Source organism: Streptomyces sp. Act143 (assembly GCF_003143935.1).
GTDB lineage: Bacteria > Actinomycetota > Actinomycetes > Streptomycetales > Streptomycetaceae > Streptomyces.
The window spans coordinates 2,850,135-2,875,017 of sequence record NZ_QFRX01000001.1 but is presented as its reverse complement, the minus strand read 5'-3'; the positions used below and the strand labels follow the sequence as shown (position 1 = coordinate 2,875,017).

Sequence of the window (24,883 nt, the reverse complement as noted above, 5' to 3'; positions counted from 1 at the left end):
GAGCGGGGCGGCGCCGGAGGTGAAGAGTCCGGTGTGAGACCGGTAAAAAAGCGGCTCAGCGTGTATCTGGTACGTCAGTAAACATCCCGTACATATCGCTTGGCCGTCGCCAGTTGTTTGAGGTACGCCGCCGCCTCGTCCTCGCTCAGACCGCCGTGCGTCACCGCGATGTCCCGCAGGGCCCGGTCCACGTCCTTCGCCATGCGGGAGGCGTCACCGCAGACGTAGAAGTGGGCGCCGTCCTGGAGCCAGCGCCACAGCTCGGGACCGTGCTCGCGCATCCGGTCCTGGACGTACACCTTCTGGCGCTGGTCGCGGGAGAAGGCGGTGTCGAGGCGGGTCAGAGTGCCCTCGGCGAGCAGCCCGGTCAGCTCGTCCTGGTAGTAGAAGTCGCTGGCGCGGTGCTGTTCGCCGAAGAACAGCCAGTTCGGCGCCCGGTGACCGAGCGCGCGGCGCTCCTGGAGGAACCCCACGAACGGGGCGACCCCGGTGCCGGGGCCGACCATGATCATGGGCGTGGCCGCGTCGGCGGGCGGGCGGAAGTGCGGGGAGGACTGCACGAAGACCGGCACCTCGGTGCCGGTGGCCGCGTCCGCGAGGAACGGGGAGCAGACCCCGCCGCGCGGTGTGCCGTGCAGGTTCTCGTACCGGATTACGGAGACGGTGAGCGACACCAGGTGCGGGTCGGCCAGCGGGCTCGACGATATGGAGTACAGCCGCGGTTGCAGCTTCCTGAGCACGCTCGCCCAGTCCGCCGCGCTCACCCGCACCGGGTGCTCGGCGAGCACGTCCACCGCCTGCCGGCCCCAGCTCCACTGCGCCAGGCCGTCCTTGTTGTCCGGGCGCAGCAGGCGGCGCAACTCCCGGTCGTCGCGGGTGTGTTCGGCGACGAAGCGGAGGAGGTCGGGGGTGATGCGGGTGATGTCCAGATGGCGGAGCAGGGCCTCGTCGAAGGGGATCTCGCCGACTCCCGTCACGGACACCGCCGTCGAGCCGTCGACCCCGGTCACCGCGAGCCATTCCCGCACCAGGGCGGGGGAGTTGACCGGACGCACACCGAGTGCGTCGCCCGCCTCGTACGTCAGGGGCGTTCCGCTCGTGTCGAAGGTGAACCGCCGCACCTCCTTGCCCGCGCCGGGCCGGCTCAGCAGGCGGTTGCCGACCAGCCGGGCGGTGGTGGCGGCGGGCTTGGGAGAGCGTGCCGCCGGTGTCCGAGGCGCCTGCTGCGCTGCCTCGGTGCCCAGCGCGGACAGCACCTGCTCCAGCCAGGCGTCCGCGGTCGGCTCGTAGTCCGGCTCGCAGTCCGTGCGCGGGGCGAGACGGACCGCCCCCAGCTCGTCGAGACGGGCGTCCAGACGGCGGCCGTGGCCGCAGAAGTCGTCGTACGACGAGTCGCCGAAGGCCAGTACCGAGTACCGGACGCCGTCCAGGCGCGGCGCCTGCTCGGCCGCCAGCGACTCCCAGAAGCCGGAGCCGTTGTCGGGAGCGTCCCCGTCGCCGAAGGTGCTGGTGACGAGGAGCAGATCGGCGCCCTTCGGCAGGGTGCCGGGATCGGTGTCGTCCATGCCGACGAGGGTGGCGCGGTGTCCGCTCGCGGACAGCCGGTCGGCGACGGCACCCGCGAACTCCTCGGCGTTCCCGGTCTGCGAGGCCCACAGCACGACGATCTCGCGGCCCGGCCGCTCCTGCGGCACCGCGGACGAGCGCGAGTACATGCCGGCCAGGACGCCGTTCACCCACAGGGCGTGCTCCGGACTGAAGGGCGCGTCCGGCGGCAGTACGGGGACGCCCGGGGCGCCGGAGCCGATGCCGGCGAGGAAGCCGGTGAGGTAGAGGCGTTCCTGTGCGCTGAGGACGGGCGGCGGCGCGGGGGCGAGGCCGAAAGGGTCGGTGCCGGGGGTGACGGAGGTGGGGACGATGACGTCCGACGCGGGCACAGCCGCCGGCTCGTGCACCTTCGCCAGCGACACCGCGCACACCTTGAACTCGGGCTGGAAGGAGATCGGGTCGACGGCGTCGCTGGTCACCGCGTTGATGCTCAGGTACTCGCCGAACAGGTCGTTCCAGTGGAACGGCGCGAACACGCACCCCGGCCGGACCCGGTCGGTGACCACGGCGGGCAGCACCGCCCGGCCGCGCCGCGAGGCCACCTCCACCCCGTCGCCGTCCCCGATGCCGAGCGCCCGCGCGTCCTCGGGGTGCAGCTCCACGAACGGCCCCGGGTTCAGCTTGTTGAGCTTGGCGACCCGGCCCGTCTTGGTCAGCGTGTGCCACTGGTGCTGCACCCGCCCGGTGTTCAGGACGAACGGGAAGTCGTCGTCCGGCAGTTCGGCGGGCGGCAGGTGCGGGCGGGCGTGGAAGACGGCACGCCCGGTCGGCGTCGGGAAACGGAGCTCGCCGCCCTCGACGTACCGGATCGGGTTGCGGGCGGGGCCGTCCTCGGCGGCGGCCGGCCACTGCACGGGCGTCGAGCGCAGCCGCTCGTACGTCACCCCGCGCAGGTCCCAGCCCGTGACCGGGTTCCAGGCGCGCCGGATCTCCTCGAAGACGTCCTCGGCACTGTCGTACGAGAACCCCTTCTCGTACCCCATCTCCCGGGCGACGGCCGCGATGATCCGCCAGTCCGCCATCGCCTCCCCGGGCGGGTCGGCGACGGGGGCGGTCAGGGTGAGGTTGCGCTCGCTGTTGACGAAGACGCCCTCGCCCTCGGTCCACAGCGCGCCGGGCAGGACGACGTCGGCGTACGCGTTGGTCTCCGTCTCCCCGAACACGTCCTGGGTGACGACGAACTCGGCGGCCTCCAGGCCCTCGATGACGGTACGGCGGTTGGCGACCGAGGCGACCGGGTTGGTGCAGATGATCCAGCAGGCCTTGATCTCGCCGTCGGCCATCTTCTGGAACATCTCGATCGTGCCCTTGCCGACGCCGTCCTTGCGGACGGTGCCCGGGGGCAGCTCCCAGAGGTCCTCGATGAACTCGCGCTCGGCGTCCACGAGCACCGACCGCTGGCCCGGGAGACCGGGGCCCATGTAGCCCATCTCACGCCCGCCCATCGCGTTCGGCTGGCCGGTGAGGGAGAACGGGCCGGAGCCGGGGCGGCAGATGGCGCCGGTGGCGAGGTGCAGGTTGACCAGGGCGTTGGTGTTCCAGGTGCCGTGCGTGGACTGGTTGAGGCCCATGGTCCACAGGCTCATCCACTCACCGGCCGAGCCGATCAGCCGGGCGGCGGTGCGCAGGTCGTCCTCGGCCAGACCCGTGATCTCCGCGACGGCCGCGGGCGCGTAGTCGGCGAGGAACTCGGGCATCGCCTCCCAGCCCTCGGTGTGCGCGGCGATGAAGTCGGGGTCGGTGTCGCCGTTCGCGAGCAGCAGGTGCAGCAGGCCGTTGAGGAGGGCGAGGTCGGTGCCCGGCTTGACCTGGAGGAACAGATCGGCCTTCGCCGCCGTCGCGGTACGCCGCGGGTCGACGACGATCAGCTTGGCGCCCGCCTTGACGCGCTCCATCATCCGCAGGAAGAGGATCGGGTGGCAGTCGGCCGTGTTCGAGCCGATGACGAGGAAGACATCGGCCCGGTCGAAGTCCTCGTACGACCCCGGCGGCCCGTCGGCGCCCAGCGACAGCTTGTAGCCGGCCCCGGCGCCGGCCATGCACAGCCGGGAGTTCGACTCGATCTGGTTCGTCCGCACGAACCCCTTGGCCAGCTTGTTCGCCAGGTACTGGGCCTCCAGGCTCATCTGCCCGGAGACGTAGAAGGCGACGGCGTCCGGCCCGTGCGCGTCGACGATCTCGCGCAGCCGCCGGGCCGTCTCGGAGATCGCGTCCGCCACCGGGGCGGGCACCGGCTCCTCGCCCCGGTCGTCCCTGACCAGCGCGGTGGTCAGCCGGCCGGGCGCGGCGAGCATCTCGGCCGTGGTGGCGCCCTTGGTGCACAGCCGTCCGGCGTTCGCCGGGTGCGCCTTGTCGCCGGTGGCCTTCAGGACGGTACGGCGGCCGTCCGGCCCCATCCCGATGTCCAGCACGATCCCGCAGCCCACCCCGCAGTAGGAGCAGACCGAGCGCACCTGTGACGTGGGGGTGGTGGGGGTCACACGCTGCCCTTTCTCGGCGGCCGGCTCATGCCCGAGAGCGTACGAATCGCCCATTACGCCGATGTCACATGGCTTGATCATGAGGAGTTACGTCGGCCACACAGCGGTCCGTGGCCCGATGTGAGGGGGTGTGGCGGTGGCGGTCCGTGTCGCTGTTGGGCCGAACGGGTGACTTGGCGTAAGAATTGGCTGGTGCAGGCAATGAAGGCGAGCGATTTCGGGGGGAGCCGGTGAACAGCCACGACGTCACCGATGAACAATGGGAAGGGCTCGCCCAGGTCGTTCCGTTGCGAGGCCGGGACGCCTGGCCGTCCTCGGTGGGCCATCGGGCGATGCCGGAGGCGCCGACGGAACCCCGCCGCCGGTTCGTCGTCCTCCGCGTGAACGTGTTCGGGGACGCCCGTGAGGTCGCCGAGACGCTCATGGCGGGCATTCCGGTACTGCTGGACCTGACCGGCGCGGAGGGCGAGGTCGCCAAGCGGGTCCTCGACTTCAGCACGGGCGTCGTCTTCGGGCTGAACAGCGGGATGCACCGGGTCGATCGGAACGTGTTCCTGCTGACGCCGCCAGGGACCGAGGTCAGCGGACTGATGGAAGGGGCCGCGGGCACGGCGGGGGTGTGAGCGGGGTCCTGCGGGGTGCGCCGGTCCCTCGATCGTAGGAAGGCTGCCCCGGAGGAACGGTTCGGCCGGAGGCGGAGTCCTACGGTCCGGATATGGCTGTCTCTTCAGCGTTCTCAGCGTCGACGGTCTCCGCCGAACCCGTGGTGCCGCCGCAAGGACGCCCACGGGCCGCGGAGATCTCCTCGGCGGGTCCCGCACCCGGTGACCGACGCTCCCGCCGTCCCCACCTCACCGAGCTGCGGCTGTCCGCCTTCGCCGCCCACCGCGGCGCCGGCCTTCCGCTCGGGCCGCTCACCCTGCTCGTCGGCCCCAGCGGCTGCGGCAAGACGAGCGCCCTGCGGGCCTACGAGGCGCTGGCCCGGCTCGGCGGCGGCGCCGGGCTCGGAGAGGTCTTCGCCGACCCGCGGGCCTGGGTGCCGGAACGGGCCCGGCCCGATGCCCAGCGCCGCCGCGGTTTCCGGATCGGCTGTACGGCGGACGGCCCCGAGGGCCCGGTACGGCTCGATGTCGCCGTGCAGGCCGAGCCCGACCTGCGGATCGTGGGGGAGCGGCTGACGTCCGGGGGCCTGGTCCTGCTGGAGACGGCGCTGCGCGACCCCTCGCGCCGCGCCGTGCAGGCCGCCTGGCACACCGCCGGGGCCACGCCCGTGACCCGTGGCCCGCTCCCGGACGACCGCCTTGGCACCGCACTGCTTCCGTTACGTGTGGCGGGCAAGACCGACGGGCAGCGCCGGGTGCTCGCCGCCGCCGAACAGATGGTGGTGGCCCTGCGGTCGGTGTTCGCCTGCGATCCGCGTCCCGACCGGATGCGGCTGCCCGTCCCCACCGGCTCCGGACGGCTGCTCGGCGGCTGCGACAACCTCGCCGACGTGCTGGCGCGCACCCGCGCGGAGTGCGGCCGACGGCACGCGCAGTTCGTCGCCGCCGTGCGCGCCGGGTGCGCGGGCCCCGTGACGGACGTGCTGGCCGAGCCGCTCGGCGACGGGACGGTCCGGGCGGTGCTGGACCGCGGCGACGGGGTGCGTACGGCGCTCGGGCGGCTCGGCGACGGGGAGTTGCGGTACCTCGCGCTCGCCCTGGTGCTGTTCACCGGGCCCGGGGTGCTGGAGGTCGACCCGGTGGGTGAGGTGCCGGCCGCGATGCAGGCGCTGACGGTCCTCGCCGACGACGTCGACCGGCGACTGGACCCACGGCAACGCGACGAACTCCTGCGGCTCGCGGCCCGGATGTGCGACCGGGGGCACATCCGGCTGCTCGGTACGGCGACCGACGCGTCCTGGGCCGCGGGGACGGAGGGGGTCACGGTGGTACACCTGGAGCCGTGACAGAGCATCTCGATGTGGCGGGGCTGCAACGCAGGTTGGCCGAGTTCGCGGCGGCCCGCAACTGGCAGCCGTACCACACCCCCAAGAACCTCGTCGCCGCGCTCAGCGTGGAGGCTTCCGAACTGGTGGAGATCTTCCAGTGGTTGACGCCGGAGGAGTCGGCACGGGTCATGGACGACGCCGGCACCGCGCACCGCGTCACGGACGAGGTCGCCGACGTCCTCGCGTATCTGCTCCAGCTGTGCGAGGTGCTCGGGATCGATCCGCTGGCGGCGCTGGACGCGAAGATCGACCGGAACGAGCGGAGGTTTCCGGTGCCGTGAGGGAACGAGCCGAGGTTCCGGTGCCGTGAGGGCGCGCCGGTTGGGAGTCGTTCAGTCCGTTTTCACTCTCCGCAGTCGAACTCCGGCCCGAAATCGATTCGTTGTCCGCAGATTTCCGCCTTCCTCTGGCTTTTCGTCTCGTCCGCCTTCACTCTGGGTAGTGGACAACGGAGTTCGGGCGGACGGGCGCCGAGGCGCGTCGGGAGGGACGGGGGCAGCGGATGGACGCGGTGCGGCTCATCGTGACGAGCAGGCGTGCCCTCGTGGGGAGCGGAGACGCGCCGCAGATCATGACCGAGGTCTGGCAGGCCCAGGCCCTCGCGCAGGCGATAGGGAGCAGACTCGCCGTCTTCGGGCCTCCCCAACTGAGGGGTGAGGCACTCGGGTTGACCGAGCTGGCGGGCCGGGGCTGCGGGGTCCTGGACCGCCCCGACATCGAGACCGCCGACCTGCGCGCCGCCCAGCTCACCGAACTGGGCGACGCCCGCCAGGCCCTCGTCTGCCTGGGCGGCCTCCTCGGCGAGGTGGGCATCGCCCTGGTGGGCCTGGCCTGCGCGGCGGACGACGAGGGCACGTACTGGCAGTGCATGGAGGCGATCGACGCGGCGGACGAATCCCGCGACCGCGTCCGCGACATGCTGCGCAAGCTGGCGGAGGGCGAACAGGGGGTCCCGGAGCGGGAGGCGGGTTGACGGCCCTGGGCGGCTGTGGTGCTGACGGGCGTCGGTCGCGGTGGGGCTGATCGGCTCTGGGCGTTGGTGATGCTGACGAGCCTGGGCGGCTGTGGTGCTGACGGGGGTCGGCCGGGGTGGGGCTGATCGGTTCTGGGTGGTGGTGGTGCTGACGAGCCTGAGTGGCTGCGGTGCTGGGGCTGACGGCCCTGGGGAGGCCCGGCGGCGCCGGGGGCTCTCGCGACAAGGCGGTGGGGCGGCGGCCTGGGCCCCTCCTGGGGCCCGTCCCGCGCGTCCCGCTCTACTTGACCTCGGTCTCCTCCACCCCTCGCCCTGCCGACTGGAGATCCGCGTCCAGGGCGGAGAGGTCCGCGTTGAGGGCCGCCATCAGCTCCTCCATCTGCTGCAGCAATCCCTTCGGCCGGCCGGCCTCGCCACCTTGCTGCGGGACGGATTCTTCGGACATGACGGCCTCCTCGGCCCAGGCCTCCACGGGAGGCCGACACCTTGACGCCCGGCGCTGACCGGCCGGCGCGGGCGCCGGTCGGTCCGGCTCCGCCCGAGCAACGATCATCACGTCCCTCGGGTCACTGGCCTGGGCAGCCCCCGTGCACCGCGTTGACGGATTTTCACCCGACCGGGGCGGCGCGCGGCCGGAGGGACCAGTGGGGTTGACCGGTACCCGACCATGCAGGATGGAGGTATGGATCTTCGCATCTTCACCGAGCCCCAGCAGGGGGCCACCTACGACACCCTTCTCGCCGTCGCCAAGGCCACCGAGGACCTCGGCTTCGACGCCTTCTTCCGCAGCGACCACTATCTGAAGATGGGCTCCGTCGACGGCCTCCCCGGCCCCACCGACGCCTGGATCACCCTCGCCGGCCTCGCCCGGGAGACCAAGCGCATCCGCCTCGGCACCCTGATGACCGCCGGTACCTTCCGGCTGCCCGGCGTGCTCGCCATCCAGGTCGCACAGGTCGACCAGATGTCCGGCGGCCGCGTCGAACTCGGCCTCGGCGCGGGCTGGTTCGAGGAGGAGCACCAGGCGTACGGCATCCCGTTCCCGAAGGAGAAGTTCGGCCGCCTGGAGGAGCAGCTGGCCATCGTCACCGGCCTGTGGGAGACCAAGCTCGGCGACACCTTCGACTTCCACGGCAAGTACTACGACCTGACCGGCTCACCCGCCCTGCCCAAGCCGGCCCAGGCGAAGATCCCGGTGCTCGTCGGCGGCCACGGACCGACCCGTACCCCGCGTCTCGCCGCGCAGTACGCCGACGAGTTCAACATGCCGTTCGGCTCCGTCGAGGACAGCGAGCGCCAGTTCGGCCGGGTCCGCGCCGCCGCCGAGGAGGCCGGCCGGAAGGCCGGCGACCTCGTCTGCTCCAACGCCCTCGTCGTCTGCGTCGGCAAGGACGACCAGGAGGTCGCCCGCCGCGCCGCCGCGATCGGCCGCGAGGTGCCCGAGCTGAAGGCCAACGGCCTGGCGGGCTCCCCGGCCGAGGTCGTCGACAAGATCGGCCGCTACCAGGAGATCGGCTCGCAGCGCCTCTACCTCCAGCTCCTCGACCTCGACGACCTGGACCACCTGGAGCTGCTCTCCTCGCAGGTGCAGTCACAGCTGGCCTGAGCACTCCCGCCCGACCGTCCGGTGGACCGTGCGCTGCGGCGCGCCCTCCACCGGACGGTCCCGCGTCACGGCTTGCGGCCGATCCCCACGTACAACGGGATCTCCGCATCCCCCTGCCCTTCCCCGGGTTCGGGATGCCACTCGGCGGCCAGCACCACGCCGGGTTCCAGCAGTTGCAGTCCCTCGAAGAAGGCGGAGAACTCGGTGCGCGAACGCACCTGGGCCGCGGTGCCGCCCTTGCGGTACACCTCCACCACCCGCTCCCAGGTCTCCGGATCGAAGTCCCCCGTGGCGTGGGAGAGGGTCACATGACTGCCGGACGGCAGCGCGCCGAGCAGCTCGCGCACGATCCGGCCGGGCTCGTCCTCGTCCGCCACCAGATGCAGCAGGGCCACCAGCGACAGCGCGATCGGCTCGGAGAAGTCCAGCGTCTCCCGCGCCGCCGCCAGGATCTTCCCAGGCTCCCGTACGTCCCCCTGCACGTACGCCGTCCTGCCCTCCGGCGTGCTGTGCAGCAGCGCCTCGGCGTGCCGGAGGACTATCGGGTCGTTGTCCGCGTACACCACGCGGGCGTCCGGGACGACGTCCTGCACGATCTGGTGGAGGTTCGGCCGGGTCGGGATGCCGGCGCCGATGTCCAGGAACTGCCGCACACCCCGCCCGGCCAGCAACCGCGACGCACGGTGCATGAACGCGCGGTTGGTCCGCGCCATCTCCCCCACGGCGGGGAAGAGCGAGACGACCTGCTCGGCCGCGGCCACGTCGACGGGATAGTTGTCCTTCCCGCCGAGGAAGTAGTCGTACATCCGCGCGGAGTGGGGCTTGCTCGTGTCTATGCGGGCCGCGCCCGATCCGGCGTCTGTCACGTGGGCCTCCTGGCGAAAATTCCCGAGTGCTGCCGATGTCCGGTCTGTACGGTGTGCATATCAGCAGTTCAGACCCTACTTGAGGCCACGCCCGTGTTCCTTACGATCACCACCACCGGCACCCCGGAACGCCCCGCCACCGACCTCGGCTACCTGCTGCACAAGCATCCCGAGAAGGCGCAGGCGTTCTCCACCTCCTACGGCAAGGCCCATGTCCTCTACCCCGAGGCGCAGCCCGAGCGCTGCACGGCGGCCCTGCTCCTGGAGGTCGATGCCGTGGCGCTGGTGCGCAAGGGGAAGGGCAAGGGGCGCGGCGGCGCACCCGACGCGGCGCTCGCGCAGTACGTCAACGACCGCCCGTACGCGGCCTCTTCGCTGCTCGCCGTGGCGCTCAGCAGCGTCTTCTCCAGCGCCATGCGCGGCGTGTGCAACGCCCGGCCCGAGCGGGCCGCGCAGCCGCTGCCGCTGCGCATCGAGGTGCCCGCGCTGCCGGCCAGGGGCGGTCCGGAGCTGGTACGACGGCTCTTCGAGCCGCTGGGGTGGACGGTCACCGTCACACCCGTCGCGCTGGACGAGCGGTTCCCCGAATGGGGCGACTCGCGCTACGTGCGGCTCGAACTGGAGTCCAGCGCACGGACCCTCGCCGAGGCGCTGCGGCATCTGTACGTCCTGCTCCCCGTCCTCGACGACGCCAAGCACTACTGGGTCGCCTCCGACGAGGTCGACAAGCTGCTGCGCGCCGGTGAGGGCTGGCTGCCCGAGCACCCGGAGCAGAAGCTCATCACCAGCCGGTACCTCTCGCGCCGCTGGTCGCTGACCCGCCAGGCGATGGAGCGGCTCGAACTGGTGCGCCTCGCCGAGACCGACGACAGCGAGGTCGAGGAGATCGACAACGCCGTCGAGGCCGAGACCGAGGAGGAGCGCAAGCCCACCCCGCTCGCCGTGCAGCGCCGGGACGCGATCATCGCCGCGCTCCAGGCGGCCGGTGCCGCGCGCGTGCTCGATCTCGGGTGCGGACAGGGGCAGTTGGTGCAGGCGCTGCTCAAGGACGTGCGGTTCACCGAGATCGTGGGCGTCGACGTGTCGATGCGCGCGCTCACCATCGCCTCCCGGCGGCTGAAGCTGGACCGGATGGGAGAGCGGCAGGCCTCGCGCGTCAAGCTCGTCCAGGGCTCGCTGGCCTACACCGACAAGCGGCTCAAGGGCTACGACGCCGCCGTGCTGAGCGAGGTCATCGAACACCTCGACCTGCCCCGGCTGCCCGCCCTGGAGTACGCCGTGTTCGGCGCCGCGCGTCCGCGGACCGTCCTCGTGACGACCCCGAACGTCGAGTACAACGTCCGCTGGGAGTCCCTCCCGGCCGGGCATGTCCGGCACGGCGACCACCGGTTCGAGTGGACGCGGGCGGAGTTCCGGACCTGGGCCGGGACGGTGGCCGAACGGCACGGGTACGACGTGGAGTTCGTGCCGGTGGGCCCGGACGACCCCGAGGTGGGACCGCCCACCCAGATGGCGGTGTTCGAGATCAGGACCGACACCAGGGCCAAGGCCGACGCCAAGACCACGACCGACACCACGCCCGACACCAAGAACGGCACCGAGACCGAGAAGGAGGCGAAGGCAGCATGACCGAGACGCAGCGGCAGGGACGGGTCCTTCCCGTCACCGACCTCTCCCTCGTCGTCCTCGTCGGCGCCTCCGGCTCCGGCAAGTCGACCTTCGCCCGCAGGCACTTCAAGCCCACCGAGGTGATCTCCTCGGACTTCTGCCGGGGCCTGGTCTCCGACGACGAGAACGACCAGAGCGCGACGAAGGACGCCTTCGACGTGCTCCACTACATCGCCGGCAAGCGGCTCGCCGCCGGCCGCCGCACGGTCGTGGACGCCACCAGCGTGCAGTCGGACGCCCGCAAGCAGCTGATCGACCTGGCCCGGCAGTACGACGTGCTGCCCATCGCCATCGTGCTGGACGTGCCGGAGGAGGTGTGCGCCGAGCGCAACGCGGGCCGCACCGACCGGGCCGACATGCCGGTCCGGGTCATCAAGCGGCACATCCGCGAACTGCGCCGCTCGCTCCGGCACCTGGAGCGCGAGGGCTTCCGCAAGGTCCACGTCCTGCGGGGCGTGGACGACATCGAGCACGCCACCGTCGTCACCGAGAAGCGGTTCAACGACCTGACCCACCTCACCGGCCCCTTCGACATCGTCGGCGACATCCACGGCTGCGCGAGCGAACTGGAGTCGCTGCTCGGCAAGTTGGGCTACACCGACGGCGTCCACCCGGAGGGCCGTACCGCGGTCTTCGTCGGCGACCTCGTCGACCGCGGCCCGGACAGCCCGGGCGTGCTGCGCCGCGTGATGTCGATGGTGAAGTCGGGCAACGCCCTGTGTGTGCCCGGCAACCACGAGAACAAGTTCGGCCGTCACCTCAAGGGCCGTAACGTCCAGCACACCCACGGCCTGGCCGAGACGATCGAGCAGATGGAGGGGCAGAGCGAGGAGTTCCGCGCCGAGGTACGGGAGTTCATCGACGGCCTCGTCAGCCACTACGTCCTCGACGGCGGCCGGCTGGTGGTCTGCCACGCCGGTCTGCCGGAGAAGTACCACGGCCGCACCTCCGGCCGGGTCCGCTCGCACGCGCTGTACGGCGACACGACCGGCGAGACCGACGAGTTCGGCCTGCCGGTGCGCTACCCGTGGGCGGAGGACTACCGGGGCCGGGCGGCCGTGGTCTACGGCCACACCCCGGTCCCGGAGGCGACCTGGCTCAACAACACCATCTGCCTGGACACCGGCGCCGTGTTCGGCGGCAAGCTGACCGCGCTGCGCTGGCCGGAGCGGGAGCTGGTCGACGTACCGGCGGAGCGGGTCTGGTACGAGCCGACGAAGCCGCTGAGGTCGGAGGCGCCGGGCGGGCACGACGGCCGTCCGCTGGACCTGGCGGACGTGCACGGACGGCGGGTCGTCGAGACCCGGCACCAGGGCCGGGTCGCCGTCCGTGAGGAGAACGCGGCGGCGGCGCTGGAGGTCATGAGCCGTTTCGCGGTGGACCCGCGGCTGCTGCCGTACCTCCCGCCGACCATGGCCCCGACGGCGACCTCGCACATCGAGGGCTACCTGGAGCACCCGGCGGAGGCGTTCGCGCAGTACGCGGCCGACGGGGTCGCGCGGGTCGTGTGCGAGGAGAAGCACATGGGCTCTCGGGCGGTGGCGCTGGTGTGCCGGGACGCGGCGGCGGCGCGCAAGCGCTTCGGCGTGGACGGGCCCACGGGGTCCCTCTACACCCGCACCGGGCGCCCGTTCTTCGACGACGAGTCGGTGACCGAGGAGATCCTCGGGCGGGTGCGCGCGGCGGTCGACGAGGCCGGCCTGTGGTCCGAACTCGACACCGACTGGCTGCTGTTGGACGCCGAACTGATGCCGTGGTCGCTGAAGGCGGCGGGGCTGCTGCGCTCGCAGTACGCCGCCGTCGGCGCCGCGTCCGGGGCGGTGCTCCCGGGTGCGGTGGCCGCCCTGGAGGGCGCGGCGGCGCGCGGCGTCGACGTGGGCGAGCTGCTGGACCGGCAGCGTGCGAGGGCCTCGGACGCGGCCGCGTTCACGGAGGCGTACCGCCGCTACTGCTGGACCACGGACGGCCTGGACGGCGTCCGCCTGGCGCCGTTCCAGATCCTGGCGGTCCAGGGCCGCAGCCTCGCGGGCCTGCCGCACGACGAGCAACTGGCCCTGCTGGACCGGCTGGTGGAGCACGACGGCACGGGCCTGCTGCAGACCACCCGGCGCCTGTACGTGGACACGGCCGACCCCGAGTCGGTGCGGGCGGGCGTCGACTGGTGGCTGGAGATGACCGGCCGCGGCGGCGAGGGCATGGTCGTCAAGCCGCTGGGGGCGGTCGTGCGCAGCGCGGAGGGCCGTCTGGTGCAGCCCGGCATCAAGTGCCGGGGCCGTGAGTACCTGCGGATCATCTACGGCCCGGAGTACACGCGGCCGGAGAACCTCGCCCGCCTGCGGGGACGCTTCCTGAACCACAAGCGCTCCCTCGCGATCCGCGAGTACGCGCTCGGCCTGGAGGCCCTGGACCGGCTGGCCGAGGGCGAGCCGCTGTGGCGGGTGCACGAGGCGGTGTTCGGGGTGCTGGCGCTGGAGTCGGAGCCGGTCGACCCGCGGCTGTGACGGCGTAGGGCGGTGGGTGGGGGGCCGGGTGCGGTCACCCCACCAGCCGCAGCCGCTCCCGGCACACCCCCACCCGCACCGACTGCCCCCACGTCAGCTCCACCGCGTCCCCCTCCATGCCGTCCCCGAAGGCGATCAGCCGCTCCGACTCGACGGTGAGCCGAAGCCGCGCGGAAGCCGACAACTCGCCCGCCACCAGGGACGTTCCGGTCGCGGGGGACGGCCAGGCCTCGCGTACGAACCACAGCAGGCGTTCCTCCGAGGGGCTGGGGAGCCGCAGCTGCGCGCCCCGCTCCCGCCACACCGACCGCAGCCAGCCCGTCGCGCCCGTCCCCGTGCCCACCAGCACCCCGGAGGAGGCCTGGGCCTCGACGGCACCCCCGTCGTCGTCGAGGCCCAGGCGGTAGCGGGCGGTCTGGTGGCCGGCGGCGCCGAGGTAGATCTCGTTGAGGGCGAGCAGCCGCTGGGTGTCGTCGGCCACGGCCTCCACCATCGTCAGCTCGTCGACCTCCCGGTCCACGGCCGGCAGCAGCCTGGCCACCTCCGCCGGCCGGTGCCGCACCAGTACGCCCGGGTTGCGTCCGGGGTCGGCGTCCACCCCCAACACCGGTTGCCCGGCGAGGTACTTGGCGACATTCGCCACCAGGCCGTCCTGGCCGACGACGACCACCACGTCCTCCGGGGCGAACAGGAAGCGGTCCAGGTCGGCCCGCTCGACCCGGCTCTGACGCCAGGTCAGGGGGATCGCCGCCGTCACCTCCGCCAGCGCGGCGCGGGTGCGGCGGTGGCGTTCCGCCAGTTCCTCGATGTCCCGGCCGCGGGAGGAGAGGAAGAAGGCGGCCTGGCCGTGGGTGCCGTGGTGGGCCACCAACTCCTCGTACTCCGTGGTGCGATGGACCAGGACGACCCGCGGGGCGAGGCTCACGCCGGGTCCCGCGAGGCGCCGAGCCTGGCGAGCAGGCCGGTCAGGACGTCCGGGGAGATGGTGACGTTCTCGATCCGCGGCAGGTTCTCCGCGAGCCGGGTCCCGGTGAGCGCGTGCAGGACGGCCGGGTCCACGTCCGCGTGCACGGCCAGCCAGGCCGCCTGTGCCTGGGCCCGCGCCTCGCCCACCGCACGCGCCGCCTCGGCCTCCGCCCGGGCGAGCCGCACCGACCGCGCGGCCTCGGCCTCGCCGAGCTTCACCGACCGCGCCGCCTCCGCCTCCGCGAGCCGCACCGTCCGCGCCGCCTCGGCCTCGCCGAGCTTCACGGACCGCGCCGCCTCCGCCTCCGCGAGCTTCACCGACCGAGCCGCCTCCGCCTCGGCCCGTACCGCGTCGGCCGCCGCGTGCTCCTCGGCCTCGCGTCGCGCGTTCGTGCCCCGCTGCTCGACCAACTGCTCCTCGCGGCGGGCGAGTTCGATCTGGCTCGCCAGCTCGTTCTCGGCGATCGTCCGCTCCCGTTCGACGGCCACCGCCCGCCGTTCGTACGTCGCCCGGTCCGCCTCCTGCTGGATCTGCTCGCGCGCCGGGGTGCGCAGCGCCCGCTCGACCTCCGGCTCCGGGCGCAGGGCCACCACGCGCACCGCCACCACCTCGATGCCGGTGGCCGGCAGGCGCGGCTCCGCCGCCAGCCCCGCCGCGACCCGTTCGCGGACCGCCGTCACGCCGTCCACCAGCGCCGCCGACAACGTCGTACGGGCCAACACGTCCAGCGCGTGCTGCTGTGCGGTCTCCGTCAGCAAGGTTCCGAGCTGTTCGAGCGGGGTGCCGCGCCAGGCGCCGGTGTCCGGGTCGACCGAGAAGTCCAGACGGGTGGCGGCGAGCGCCGGGTCGCTGATCCGGTAGGTCACCGTCGCCTGCACCGCCACGTCCTGGAAGTCGGACGTACGGGCGTGGAAGGTCATCGCCAACTCCCGGTCGTCGACCGGTACTTCGGAGAGCGCGGCGGTCAGCGCGCGGAACCAGAAGCTCAGCCCCGTGCCGTCGTGCAGCAGCTTTCCGCCGCGGTGGTGCCGGATGTGCGCCGTGGGCGCGCCGCGCAGATGGCGCCAGCCCAGGCGCCGGGTGATGTCGGCCACGAGACCCCCTCTTTTCGTCTCTGCGACGATAAAGCGGAGTGCTGGTTGTCGTCAATGGGACGAGAACGAGAACCGGTCAAGCAGGGGGTGAATCCGGTCCTCGATGGTCAGGATGGAGGCATGGGATTCCACGTCGACTCCGAGGCCGGGCGGCTGCGCCGCGTCATCCTGCACCGGCCGGATCTCGAGCTCAAAAGGCTCACCCCCAGCAACAAGGACGCCCTCCTCTTCGACGACGTGCTCTGGGTGCGCCGGGCGCGCGCCGAGCACGACGGCTTCGCGGACGTGCTGCGCGACCGCGGCGTCACCGTCCACCTCTTCGGCGAACTGCTCACCGAGGCCCTGGCGATCCCGGCGGCCCGCACCCTCGTCCTGGACCGGGTCTTCGACGAGAAGGAGTACGGCGTCCTCGCCACCGACCCTCTGCGCGCCGCCTTCGAGACGCTGCCCGCGCCCGAACTCGCCGAGGCGCTCGTCGGCGGCATGACCAAGCGGGAGTTCCTCGACGCCCACGAGGAACCGGTCTCGGTCCGCTTCCACGTCATGGACCTCGACGACTTCCTCCTCGCCCCCCTGCCCAACCACCTCTTCACCCGCGACACCTCCGCCTGGATCTACGACGGCGTCTCCGTCAACGCCATGCGCTGGCCCGCCCGGCAGCGGGAGACGGTCCACTTCGAGGCCATCTACCGCCACCACCCCCTCTTCCGCGACGAGCCGTTCCGCATCTGGAGCGAGGGGCAGGCCGACTACCCGTCCACCATCGAGGGCGGGGACGTCCTCGTCATCGGCAACGGCGCCGTCCTCATCGGCATGAGCGAGCGGACGACCCCGCAGGCCGTGGAGATGCTCGCGCACAAGCTCTTCGCGGCCGGTTCGGCGCGGACGATCGTGGCGCTCGACATGCCCAAGCGGCGGGCCTTCATGCACCTCGACACCGTGATGACGATGGTCGACGGCGACACCTTCACCCAGTACGCCGGGCTCGGCATGCTCCGCTCGTACACCATCGAACCGGGCGCCGGCGACAAGGAGCTGAAGGTCACCGACCACCCGCCGGAGCACATGCACCGCGCGATCGCCGCCGCGCTGGGACTGAGCGAGATCCGGGTGCTGACCGCCACGCAGGACGTCCATGCCGCCGAGCGGGAGCAGTGGGACGACGGCTGCAACGTGCTGGCCGTCGAGCCGGGCGTCGTGGTCGCCTACGAACGCAACGCCACCACCAATACCCATCTCAGAAAGCAAGGCATCGAGGTCATCGAGATCCCGGGCAGCGAGCTGGGCCGGGGGAGGGGTGGACCGCGGTGCATGAGCTGTCCGGTGGAGCGGGCGCCTGTATAGAAATGCCAATCATCGTATAGACTTCCAGAGTCCCCTTGTCCCGTACCACCTCTGGAGCGCCCCATGGCGACTGTCCCGACCGCCCTCGCCGGGCGTCCCTTCCTCAAGGAACTGGACTTCACGGCGGAGGAGTTCCTCGGTCTCGTCGGGCTGGCCGCCGAGCTGAAGGCGGCCAAGAAGTCCGGGACCGAGACCCGCCACCTCCAGGGCAAGAACATCGCGCTGATCTTCGAGAAGACCTCGACGCGCACCCGCTGCGCGTTCGAGGTCGCCGCCGCCGACCAGGGCGCCGCCACGACGTACCTCGACCCGGTGGGCTCGCAGATCGGCCACAAGGAGTCCGTGCGGGACACCGCGCGCGTGCTGGGCCGGATGTACGACGGCATCGAGTACCGCGGCGACAGCCAGCAGAAGGTCGAGGAGCTGGCCGCGTACGCCGGCGTCCCCGTCTACAACGGCCTCACCGACGACTGGCACCCCACCCAGATGCTCGCCGACGTCCTCACCATGACCGAGCACAGCGGCAAGCCGGTCGGGGAGATCGTCTTCGCCTACCTCGGCGACGCCCGCTTCAACATGGGCAACTCCTACCTGATCACCGGCGCCCTGCTCGGCATGGACGTCCGGATCGTCGCCCCGAAGACCTACTGGCCCGCCGAGAGCGTCGTGGAGCGGGCCCGCGAACTCGCCGCCGACAGCGGCGCCCGCATCACCCTCACCGAGTCGGTGGCGGAGGGCGTGCACGGCGCCGACTTCGTCGTCACCGACGTCTGGGTCTCCATGGGGGAGCCGAAGGCGGTCTGGGACGAGCGGATCGACGCCCTCAAGCCGTACGCCGTGACGATGGACGTGCTGCGCGCCACCGGCAACCCGGACGTCAAGTTCATGCACTGCCTCCCGGCCTTCCACGACCTGGGCACCAAGGTCGGCCAGGAGATTTACGAGTCGCACGGCCTCGACTCCCTCGAAGTGACCGACGAGGTCTTCGAGTCGCCGCACTCCGTCGTCTTCGACGAGGCGGAGAACCGGCTGCACACCATCAAGGCCGTCCTCGTGGCGACGCTTGCCTGATCAGGGCTTATTCTGTGCGGCGGCCCGGAGCCACCCCTTCCGGCGCCGCCGCCCGCGACACCACCCCGTCGCACCGCACCACCAGAAACGAGCACCACCCGCATGCCCCGCAGAAAGTCCCCCGCCCTGCTGGTCGCCGAGTCCGGCACCGACCGCGAGGGCCATGGCCTCCGTCGCACGATGGGCCTCTTCCAGCTGATCTGCTTCGGTCTCGGCGCGATCGTCGGCACCGGCATCTTCGTCGGGCTGTCCGACTCGGTCGCCCAGGCCGGTCCGGCCGTCGTCGTCTCCTTCGTCCTCGCCGCGATCACCTGCGTCCTCACCGCGTTCGCCTTCGCCGAGCTGGGCGGCGCGATCCCGGTCTCCGGCTCGTCGTACTCCTTCGCCTACGCCGGTCTCGGCGAGCGCACGGCCTTCCTGGTCGGCTGGTGCCTGCTCCTCGAGTACGGCGTCTCGGTGTCGGCCGTGGCGGTCGGCTGGAGCCAGTACGTCAACGAGCTCCTCGACAGCCTCGTCGGATGGCAGATCCCGGCCGGCCTGTCCGCCGGTCCCGGCGACGGCGGCGTGATCAACCTGCCCGCCGTGATCGTGATCGCGCTGGCCTCGGTCCTCCTCGTGCGCGGTGTCCGCGAGAGCGCCCGCGCGACCGCCGCGATGGCCGTGCTCAAGCTCGCGATCCTCGTCGCCTTCTGCGCGATCGGGTTCACCGCCTTCAAGGACGGCAACCTCACGCCGTTCTCCCCGGCCGGCCTCGGCGGCATCGGCGCCGGCACCACGGCCGCGTTCTTCTCGTACATCGGCTTCGACGCGATCACCACGGCCGGCGAGGAGGCGAAGAACCCCCGCCGCGACATCCCGGTCGCGATCCTCGTCTGCATCGGCCTGGTCACCCTGCTGTACTGCGCGGTCGCCCTCGCCGCGATCGGCGCCATCGGCGGCGCCGAGGTCGGTGGCCGGCCGGCCGCCCTGTCGTACGTCGTCAACGAGGTGACGGGCTCGTCGGTCGGCGGCGGGGTCATCGCCTTCGGCGCGGTCGTCGCCATCGCGTCCGTCGTCCTGGCCGTGATGTACGGCCAGACCCGCATCCTGATGTCCATGTCCCGCGACGGGCTGATCCCGCGCGTCTTCGAGAAGGTCTCCCCGAGGACCGCCACGCCCGTCGCCGGCACCCTCATCGTCGCGGCCGTCTTCGCCGTCCCCGCGGCCTTCGCGTCCCTGGACGCGGTGGTGGACCTGTGCACCATCGGCACGCTCGCCGTCATGGCGGTGGTCAACCTCGCGGTCCTCGCCCTGCGCCGCACGGAACCGGGTCTCGCCCGCACCTTCCGCGTGCCGCTCTACCCCGTCGTACCGCTGCTCGGCATCGGCTTCTGCCTGTACCTGATGTACGAGACCGGCTGGACGACCTGGATCCAGTTCGCGGTGTTCCTGGCGATCGGATTCCTGATCTACGCCGGTTACGGCCGCCGGAACTCAAGGCTCGCGACGGTCACGCCGGACGCCACTGAGGCGGAACCAGTGGCAGTCTGAACCACACCGCCTTGCCGGACTCGGTGGGGCGGTGCCCGCAGGACGAGCTGAGGGCGCGGATCAGCAGCAGCCCGCGTCCGTGCTCCTGCCAGGGGTCGGGCTCCCCGCCGTGCGGGCGGGTGAGATCGCCGGGCGGGGACGGGTCCGGGTCATGGACCTCGACCTGGCAGCCGCTCGGCAGCAGCTCCACGACCAGCTCTATCGGGGAGTCCCCGGCGGTGTGCTCGACGGCGTTGGCGACCAGCTCGGCCGTCAGCAGCTCAGCGGTGTCACAGTCGGCCCCGTGCTTCAGGTCGGCGAGCGCCGTCCGCACCAGCGCACGCGCCACGGGCACCGCCGCGGCGGAGTGGGGCAGCGCGACACGCCAGGAGGCGGAGGCTGAGGGGCGTTCTTGCACGGCGGTTCCGTTCATGAGCAGGCTGTCCTGCTTTCAACCTTATGAATGGTACGGCGCCGCCCGGCAGAGGCGTCGGACAGGCACCGTACGGGACCTTCGGCCCCGCTACCGGGCGGCTTACCCCCGACAACGCCCCGCCTCGCACGGCTGCTCCCGTCGTTGCCGCTCTGTCGACGAGCCGTGACGGATGTGACGGGGACGGGTCACAACCGGACGGTGTTATCGCGGGCTCGTGACGACAGTCAAAGATGAGTGATAACTTCGAAGGGCAGAGCGCAGAGCGCGGGTAGAGCGCACGCACCTCACCTGGGGAGGCCGCACGCATGAGTCCCTTCACCGGCTCCGCCGCCCGAACCGCCCACTGGGAGCACCTGCGGGTGGACCTCACCGCGGGCGTCGCCACCGTCACCCTCGCCCGCCCCGACAAACTCAACGCGCTCACCTTCGGCGCCTACGCCGACCTGCGCGACCTCCTCGCCGAACTCGCCCGGGAACGCTCGGTGCGGGCGCTGGTGCTGGCCGGCGAGGGACGCGGCTTCTGCTCCGGCGGTGACGTCGACGAGATCATCGGCGCGACCCTGTCGATGGACACCGCCCAGCTCCTCGACTTCAACCGGATGACGGGGCAGGTCGTGCGCGCCGTACGGGAGTGCCCGTTCCCCGTGATCGCCGCGGTGCACGGCGTGGCGGCGGGCGCGGGTGCGGTGCTGGCCCTCGCCGCGGATTTCCGGGTGGCCGACCCGACCGCCCGCTTCGCCTTCCTGTTCACGCGGGTGGGCCTGTCGGGCGGCGACATGGGCGCCGCGTACCTGCTCCCGCGCGTGGTGGGCCTCGGCCACGCGACCCGGCTGCTGATGCTGGGCGAACCGGTCCGGGCACCGGAAGCGGAACGGATCGGCCTGATCAGCGAGCTCACGGACGAGGGCAGGGTGGACGAGGCGGCCCAGGCCCTCGCCCGCCGCCTGGCCGACGGCCCCGCACTGGCCTACGCCCAGACGAAGGCCCTGCTCACGGCGGAGCTGGACATGCCGCTGGCGGCGGCGGTGGAACTGGACGCGTCGACCCAGGCGTTGTTGATGAACGGGGAGGATTACGCGGAGTTCCATAGGGCGTTCAAGGAGAAAAGGGCGCCAAAGTGGCAGGGCCGGTGATGACGCCCCAAGGGGCGCGGGGAACTGCGCGATCAGCCACATGCGACCTGCATCCGCCAACGGTCACGCACCACCCCCTACGCGTCGCGATCATCGGCGGCGGCCCCGGCGGCCTCTACGCAGCCGCCCTGTTGAAACGCCTGGACCCCGCCCGCCAAGTGACCGTCTGGGAACGCAACGCCCCCGACGACACCTTCGGCTTCGGAGTAGTCCTCTCCGACGAAACCCTGGGCGGCATAGAACACGCCGACCCGCAGGTCTACGAGGCCCTCCAGCAGGACTTCGTCCGCTGGGACGACATCGACATCGTCCACCGAGGAACCCGCCACACCTCCGGAGGACACGGCTTCGCCGCCCTCGGCCGCAGGCGCCTGCTGGAGATCCTGCACTCCCGCTGCCGCGACCTCGGCGTCGACCTCCGCTTCCGCACCGAGGCCCCGCCCGACCCGGCCGCCACCCACGACCTCGTCATCGCCGCCGACGGCATCAACAGCACCACCCGCGAGGCCCACCGGCAGGCGTTCCGCCCCCGGGTGACCACCCACCGCTGCCGGTACATCTGGCTCGCCGCCGACTTCGCCTTCGACGCCTTCCGCTTCGAGATCGCCGAGACCGAACACGGCGTGATGCAGCTGCACGGCTACCCGTACTCCTCCGACGCCTCCACCGTGATCGTCGAGATGCGCGAGGAGGTCTGGCAGGCGGCCGGTTTCGCGGAACTCGACACCCAGGAGTCGCTCGACCGCTGCGCCAAGATCTTCACGGACGCGCTCGGCGGCAGGCCGCTGCGCTCCAACAACTCGGCCTGGACGACCTTCCGCACGGTCGTCAACGAGCACTGGTCCCACGGCACCACGGTCCTGCTGGGCGACGCCGCCCACACCGCGCACTTCTCCATCGGCTCCGGCACCAAACTCGCCGTCGAGGACGCCCTCGCCCTCGTCGCCTGTCTGGAGGAACACCCCGACCTCGCGAAGGCGCTCAAGGCGTACGAGGAGGAACGCAAGCCCGTCGTCGCCTCCACCCAGCGTGCCGCCCGCGCCAGCCTGGAGTGGTTCGAGAACCTCGCCCGCTACCTCGATCAGCCGCCCCGCCAGTTCGCCTTCAACCTCCTCACCCGCAGCCGCCGCGTCACCCACGACAACCTGCGGCTGCGCGACGCCCGCTTCACCGGAGCGGTCGAGCGCGAGTTCGGCTGCCCGCCCGGCACGCCCCCGATGTTCACGCCGTTCCGGCTGCGCGGACTGACCCTGCGCAACCGGGTCGTCGTGTCCCCCATGGACATGTACTCGGCCACCGACGGCCTCCCCGGCGACTTCCACCTCGTCCACCTCGGAGCGCGGGCGCTCGGCGGGGCGGGCCTGGTGATGACCGAGATGGTCTGCGTCAGCGAGGAGGGCCGGATCACGCCCGGCTGCACCGGCCTCTACAACGGCAAGCAGGCCGAGGCATGGAAGCGGATCACCGACTTCGTGCACGCGCAGGCGCCGGGCACCGCGATCGGCGTGCAGCTCGGGCACTCCGGCCGCAAGGGCTCGACCAAGCTCATGTGGGACGGCATGGACGAGCCGCTGCCCGACGGCAACTGGCCCCTCGTCGCCGCCTCCCCGCTGCCGTACCGGCCCGGCAGCCAGACCCCGCGCGCCCTCACCCGCGCCCAACTCACCGACCTGCGCGAACAGTTCACGGCCGCCGCCTGGCGGGCCGCCCGCGCGGGCTTCGACCTCCTCGAACTCCACTGCGCGCACGGCTACCTGCTCTCCGGCTTCCTCTCCCCGCTCACCAACCACCGCACCGACGCCTACGGCGGGACGCTCGCGAAACGCCTCCGCTTCCCGCTGGAGGTCTTCGACGCGATCAGGGGCGTATGGCCGGACGAGCGGCCCATGACCGTGCGCATCTCCGCCACCGACTGGGCCGAGGGCGGCACATCGGCGGAAGACGCCGTGGAGATCGCCCGTGCCTTCGCCGCGCACGGCGCCGACGCCATCGACGTGTCCACCGGACAGGTCGTGGCCGACGAACAGCCGGATTTCGGGCGGTCGTACCAGACGCCCTTCGCGGACCGCATCCGCCACGAGACCGGCGTCCCGGTGATCGCGGTCGGTGCGATCTCCTCCTGGGACGACGTCAACTCGCTGATCCTGGCCGGGCGTACGGACCTGTGCGCCCTCGCCCGCCCCCATCTCTACGACCCGCACTGGACCCTGCACGCCGCCGCCGAGCAGGGCTACGACGGACCCGGCGTCGTCTGGCCGGACCCGTACCGGGCGGGCAGCCGCCGCCCGCAGACCGGCCGCACCGACGCCCCCAAGCCCCGGCTGACGCTCGGCACTTGAGGGCGATCGGGGGATTACGGCAGCTCGGCCATGCCCGCGGTCAGCGTCGCCCCGTCCGCGGGGTCGATCAGGATGAACGCGCCGGTGCGGCGGGAGACGGCGTAGTCGTCGAGGGCCAGCGGCTCGGCGGTGCGCAGGGTGACGCGGCCGAGGTCGTTCGCGCTCAACTCGGCGGCCCCGGCCAGGTCCTTGACGATGGCCTGCACGGTCCGTGTGGTGTGCCGGACCAGGACGCGGTCGCCGACCCGCAGCGGACGGCCGGCCAGATGGCACACGGCCGCCCGGACCTCCCGGGTGAGCGCCGGGACGTCGGCCCCGGCCGTGATCATGTCGCCGCGCGAGACGTCCCGCTGGTCGGCGAGGCGCACCCCGACGGACTGCGGCGCGTACGCCACCTCCGCGGGGACGCCGAGCACGTCGATGCCGGTGATCTCGGAGGTCTCCCCGGACGGGTGGACGGTGACCCGGTCACCGACCCGCAGCGTCCCCGACACCAACTGGCCCGCGTAGTGGCGGACTTCGCCGTCCCGGATGACGTACTGCACGGGGAAGCGGGCGGGCGCGTCGGCGGCCTCGACGCCCACGGGCACGGTCTCCAGGAACTCCAGCAGCGCCGGACCGTCGTACCAGTCCATGGCCGCCGAGCGGTCCACCACGTTGTCACCGGCGAGCGCGGAGACCGGGATCGGCGTGAAGGACGGCAGGCCCAGTTCGGCCGCGTGACCGGCGAAGTCCTCGACGATCCGCTGGAACTCCTTCTCCTGGTAGCCGACCAAATCCATCTTGTTGACGGCGAGGACGACGTGCGGGACGCGCAGCAGAGCGGCGATCGCGGCGTGCCGGCGGGTCTGTTCGACGACACCGTTGCGGGCGTCGATGAGGATCACCGTCAGCTCGGCGGTGGAGGCGCCGGTGACCATGTTGCGGGTGTACTGCACGTGGCCGGGGGTGTCGGCGAGGATGAACCGGCGCTTGGCCGTGGCGAAGTAGCGGTAGGCGACGTCGATGGTGATGCCCTGCTCGCGCTCGGCCCGCAGACCGTCGGTGAGCAGCGCGAGGTCGGGGCCTTCCTGGCCGCGTGACGCGGAGGCCCGTTCCACGGCCTCCAGCTGGTCGGTGAGGACCGACTTGGAGTCGTGCAGCAGCCGGCCGACGAGGGTGGACTTGCCGTCGTCGACGGAGCCCGCGGTCGCGAACCGCAACGTGTCAACGGTCATGTCTAGAAATACCCTTCGCGCTTGCGGTCTTCCATCGCGGCCTCGGACATCTTGTCGTCGGCGCGGGTCGCGCCGCGCTCG

General features: G+C 72.0%; 19 protein-coding genes. 12 read left to right on the top strand and 7 right to left on the bottom strand.

Annotated features, from left to right (window positions below; genetic code table 11):
- Positions 1 to 74: 74 nt before the first annotated feature.
- A complete protein-coding gene (locus DI272_RS12815) occupies positions 75 to 4,142 on the bottom strand; it encodes a bifunctional nitrate reductase/sulfite reductase flavoprotein subunit alpha (protein WP_109495496.1) in 4,068 nt (1,355 codons plus the stop codon).
- Positions 4,143 to 4,318: 176 nt separating this feature from the next.
- Between DI272_RS12815 and DI272_RS12810 the strand changes: the two genes are divergently transcribed.
- The 4 genes from DI272_RS12810 to DI272_RS12795 all read left to right on the top strand — a co-directional run bounded on the left by DI272_RS12810 (position 4,319) and on the right by DI272_RS12795 (position 7,051).
- Positions 4,319 to 4,711, top strand: a complete 393-nt coding sequence (locus tag DI272_RS12810) for a cell division protein SepF (protein ID WP_181387174.1) — start codon at positions 4,319 to 4,321, stop codon at positions 4,709 to 4,711.
- 92 nt (positions 4,712 to 4,803) lie between these two features.
- A complete protein-coding gene (locus DI272_RS12805; protein WP_258314538.1) occupies positions 4,804 to 6,036 on the top strand; it encodes an ATP-binding protein in 1,233 nt (410 codons plus the stop codon).
- Positions 6,033 to 6,359 (top strand): nucleotide pyrophosphohydrolase, encoded by a 327-nt coding sequence (locus DI272_RS12800; protein ID WP_109495494.1) that lies wholly within the window; start codon positions 6,033 to 6,035, stop codon positions 6,357 to 6,359. Before DI272_RS12805 ends, DI272_RS12800 begins: the two co-directional genes overlap by 4 nt.
- Positions 6,360 to 6,580: 221 nt before the next feature.
- Entirely contained in the window at positions 6,581 to 7,051 is a 471-nt protein-coding gene (locus DI272_RS12795; protein ID WP_109495493.1) for a DUF6099 family protein, read from the top strand.
- Between the two features lie 280 nt (positions 7,052 to 7,331).
- Here DI272_RS12795 and DI272_RS44475 read toward each other — a convergent pair whose 3' ends face one another.
- Positions 7,332 to 7,496: a hypothetical protein gene (locus DI272_RS44475; RefSeq protein WP_181387173.1), complete on the bottom strand. Its 165-nt coding sequence runs from the start codon at positions 7,494 to 7,496 to the stop codon at positions 7,332 to 7,334.
- 237 nt (positions 7,497 to 7,733) lie between these two features.
- On the opposite strand from DI272_RS44475, the gene DI272_RS12785 reads away from it, so the two are divergent.
- The gene (locus tag DI272_RS12785) at positions 7,734 to 8,657 is read left to right on the top strand and encodes an LLM class F420-dependent oxidoreductase (protein ID WP_109495491.1); all 924 of its coding nucleotides are present in this window, start codon (positions 7,734 to 7,736) and stop codon (positions 8,655 to 8,657) included.
- Between the two features lie 65 nt (positions 8,658 to 8,722).
- On the opposite strand, the gene DI272_RS12780 is transcribed toward DI272_RS12785, so the two are convergent.
- Positions 8,723 to 9,523 carry an SAM-dependent methyltransferase gene (locus DI272_RS12780; RefSeq protein ID WP_109495490.1) on the bottom strand — a complete coding sequence of 267 codons (801 nt, stop codon included), beginning with the start codon at positions 9,521 to 9,523 and terminating at the stop codon, positions 8,723 to 8,725.
- A 93-nt stretch (positions 9,524 to 9,616) separates the two neighbouring features.
- Between DI272_RS12780 and DI272_RS12775 the strand changes: the two genes are divergently transcribed.
- Together DI272_RS12775 and DI272_RS12770 are read left to right on the top strand one after the other, a co-directional pair.
- Positions 9,617 to 11,152, top strand: a complete 1,536-nt coding sequence (locus DI272_RS12775; protein ID WP_109495489.1) for a 3' terminal RNA ribose 2'-O-methyltransferase Hen1 — start codon at positions 9,617 to 9,619, stop codon at positions 11,150 to 11,152.
- On the top strand, positions 11,149 to 13,692 hold the full coding sequence (locus DI272_RS12770; RefSeq protein WP_109495488.1) for a polynucleotide kinase-phosphatase: 2,544 nt from the start codon (positions 11,149 to 11,151) through the stop codon (positions 13,690 to 13,692). The genes DI272_RS12775 and DI272_RS12770 overlap by 4 nt, the downstream gene beginning before the upstream one ends.
- A 34-nt stretch (positions 13,693 to 13,726) precedes the next feature.
- Here DI272_RS12770 and DI272_RS12765 read toward each other — a convergent pair whose 3' ends face one another.
- On the bottom strand, positions 13,727 to 14,617 hold the full coding sequence (locus DI272_RS12765) for an NAD(+)/NADH kinase (protein ID WP_109495487.1): 891 nt from the start codon (positions 14,615 to 14,617) through the stop codon (positions 13,727 to 13,729).
- Positions 14,614 to 15,753, bottom strand: a complete 1,140-nt coding sequence (locus DI272_RS12760; RefSeq protein ID WP_109495486.1) for an SPFH domain-containing protein — start codon at positions 15,751 to 15,753, stop codon at positions 14,614 to 14,616. The genes DI272_RS12765 and DI272_RS12760 overlap by 4 nt, the downstream gene beginning before the upstream one ends.
- A 120-nt stretch (positions 15,754 to 15,873) precedes the next feature.
- Between DI272_RS12760 and DI272_RS12755 the strand changes: the two genes are divergently transcribed.
- From DI272_RS12755 to DI272_RS12745, 3 genes are all read left to right on the top strand, one after another.
- A complete protein-coding gene (locus DI272_RS12755) occupies positions 15,874 to 17,097 on the top strand; it encodes an arginine deiminase (RefSeq protein ID WP_109495485.1) in 1,224 nt (407 codons plus the stop codon).
- A gap of 63 nt (positions 17,098 to 17,160) precedes the next feature.
- Positions 17,161 to 18,168: an ornithine carbamoyltransferase gene (argF, locus tag DI272_RS12750; RefSeq protein ID WP_109495484.1), complete on the top strand. Its 1,008-nt coding sequence runs from the start codon at positions 17,161 to 17,163 to the stop codon at positions 18,166 to 18,168.
- A 102-nt stretch (positions 18,169 to 18,270) separates the two neighbouring features.
- Positions 18,271 to 19,698, top strand: a complete 1,428-nt coding sequence (locus tag DI272_RS12745) for an amino acid permease (RefSeq protein WP_109495483.1) — start codon at positions 18,271 to 18,273, stop codon at positions 19,696 to 19,698.
- On the opposite strand, the gene DI272_RS12740 is transcribed toward DI272_RS12745, so the two are convergent.
- Positions 19,658 to 20,110, bottom strand: a complete 453-nt coding sequence (locus DI272_RS12740) for an ATP-binding protein (protein WP_109495482.1) — start codon at positions 20,108 to 20,110, stop codon at positions 19,658 to 19,660. The genes DI272_RS12745 and DI272_RS12740 overlap by 41 nt on opposite strands.
- Positions 20,111 to 20,418: 308 nt before the next feature.
- On the opposite strand from DI272_RS12740, the gene DI272_RS12735 reads away from it, so the two are divergent.
- Entirely contained in the window at positions 20,419 to 21,246 is an 828-nt protein-coding gene (locus tag DI272_RS12735) for an enoyl-CoA hydratase family protein (RefSeq protein WP_109495481.1), read from the top strand.
- Positions 21,246 to 23,585 carry a bifunctional salicylyl-CoA 5-hydroxylase/oxidoreductase gene (locus DI272_RS12730; protein ID WP_109495480.1) on the top strand — a complete coding sequence of 780 codons (2,340 nt, stop codon included), beginning with the start codon at positions 21,246 to 21,248 and terminating at the stop codon, positions 23,583 to 23,585. Before DI272_RS12735 ends, DI272_RS12730 begins: the two co-directional genes overlap by 1 nt.
- A gap of 14 nt (positions 23,586 to 23,599) precedes the next feature.
- On the opposite strand, the gene DI272_RS12725 is transcribed toward DI272_RS12730, so the two are convergent.
- Entirely contained in the window at positions 23,600 to 24,802 is a 1,203-nt protein-coding gene (locus tag DI272_RS12725; protein ID WP_109495479.1) for a sulfate adenylyltransferase subunit 1, read from the bottom strand.
- Positions 24,803 to 24,883 lie beyond the last annotated feature (81 nt).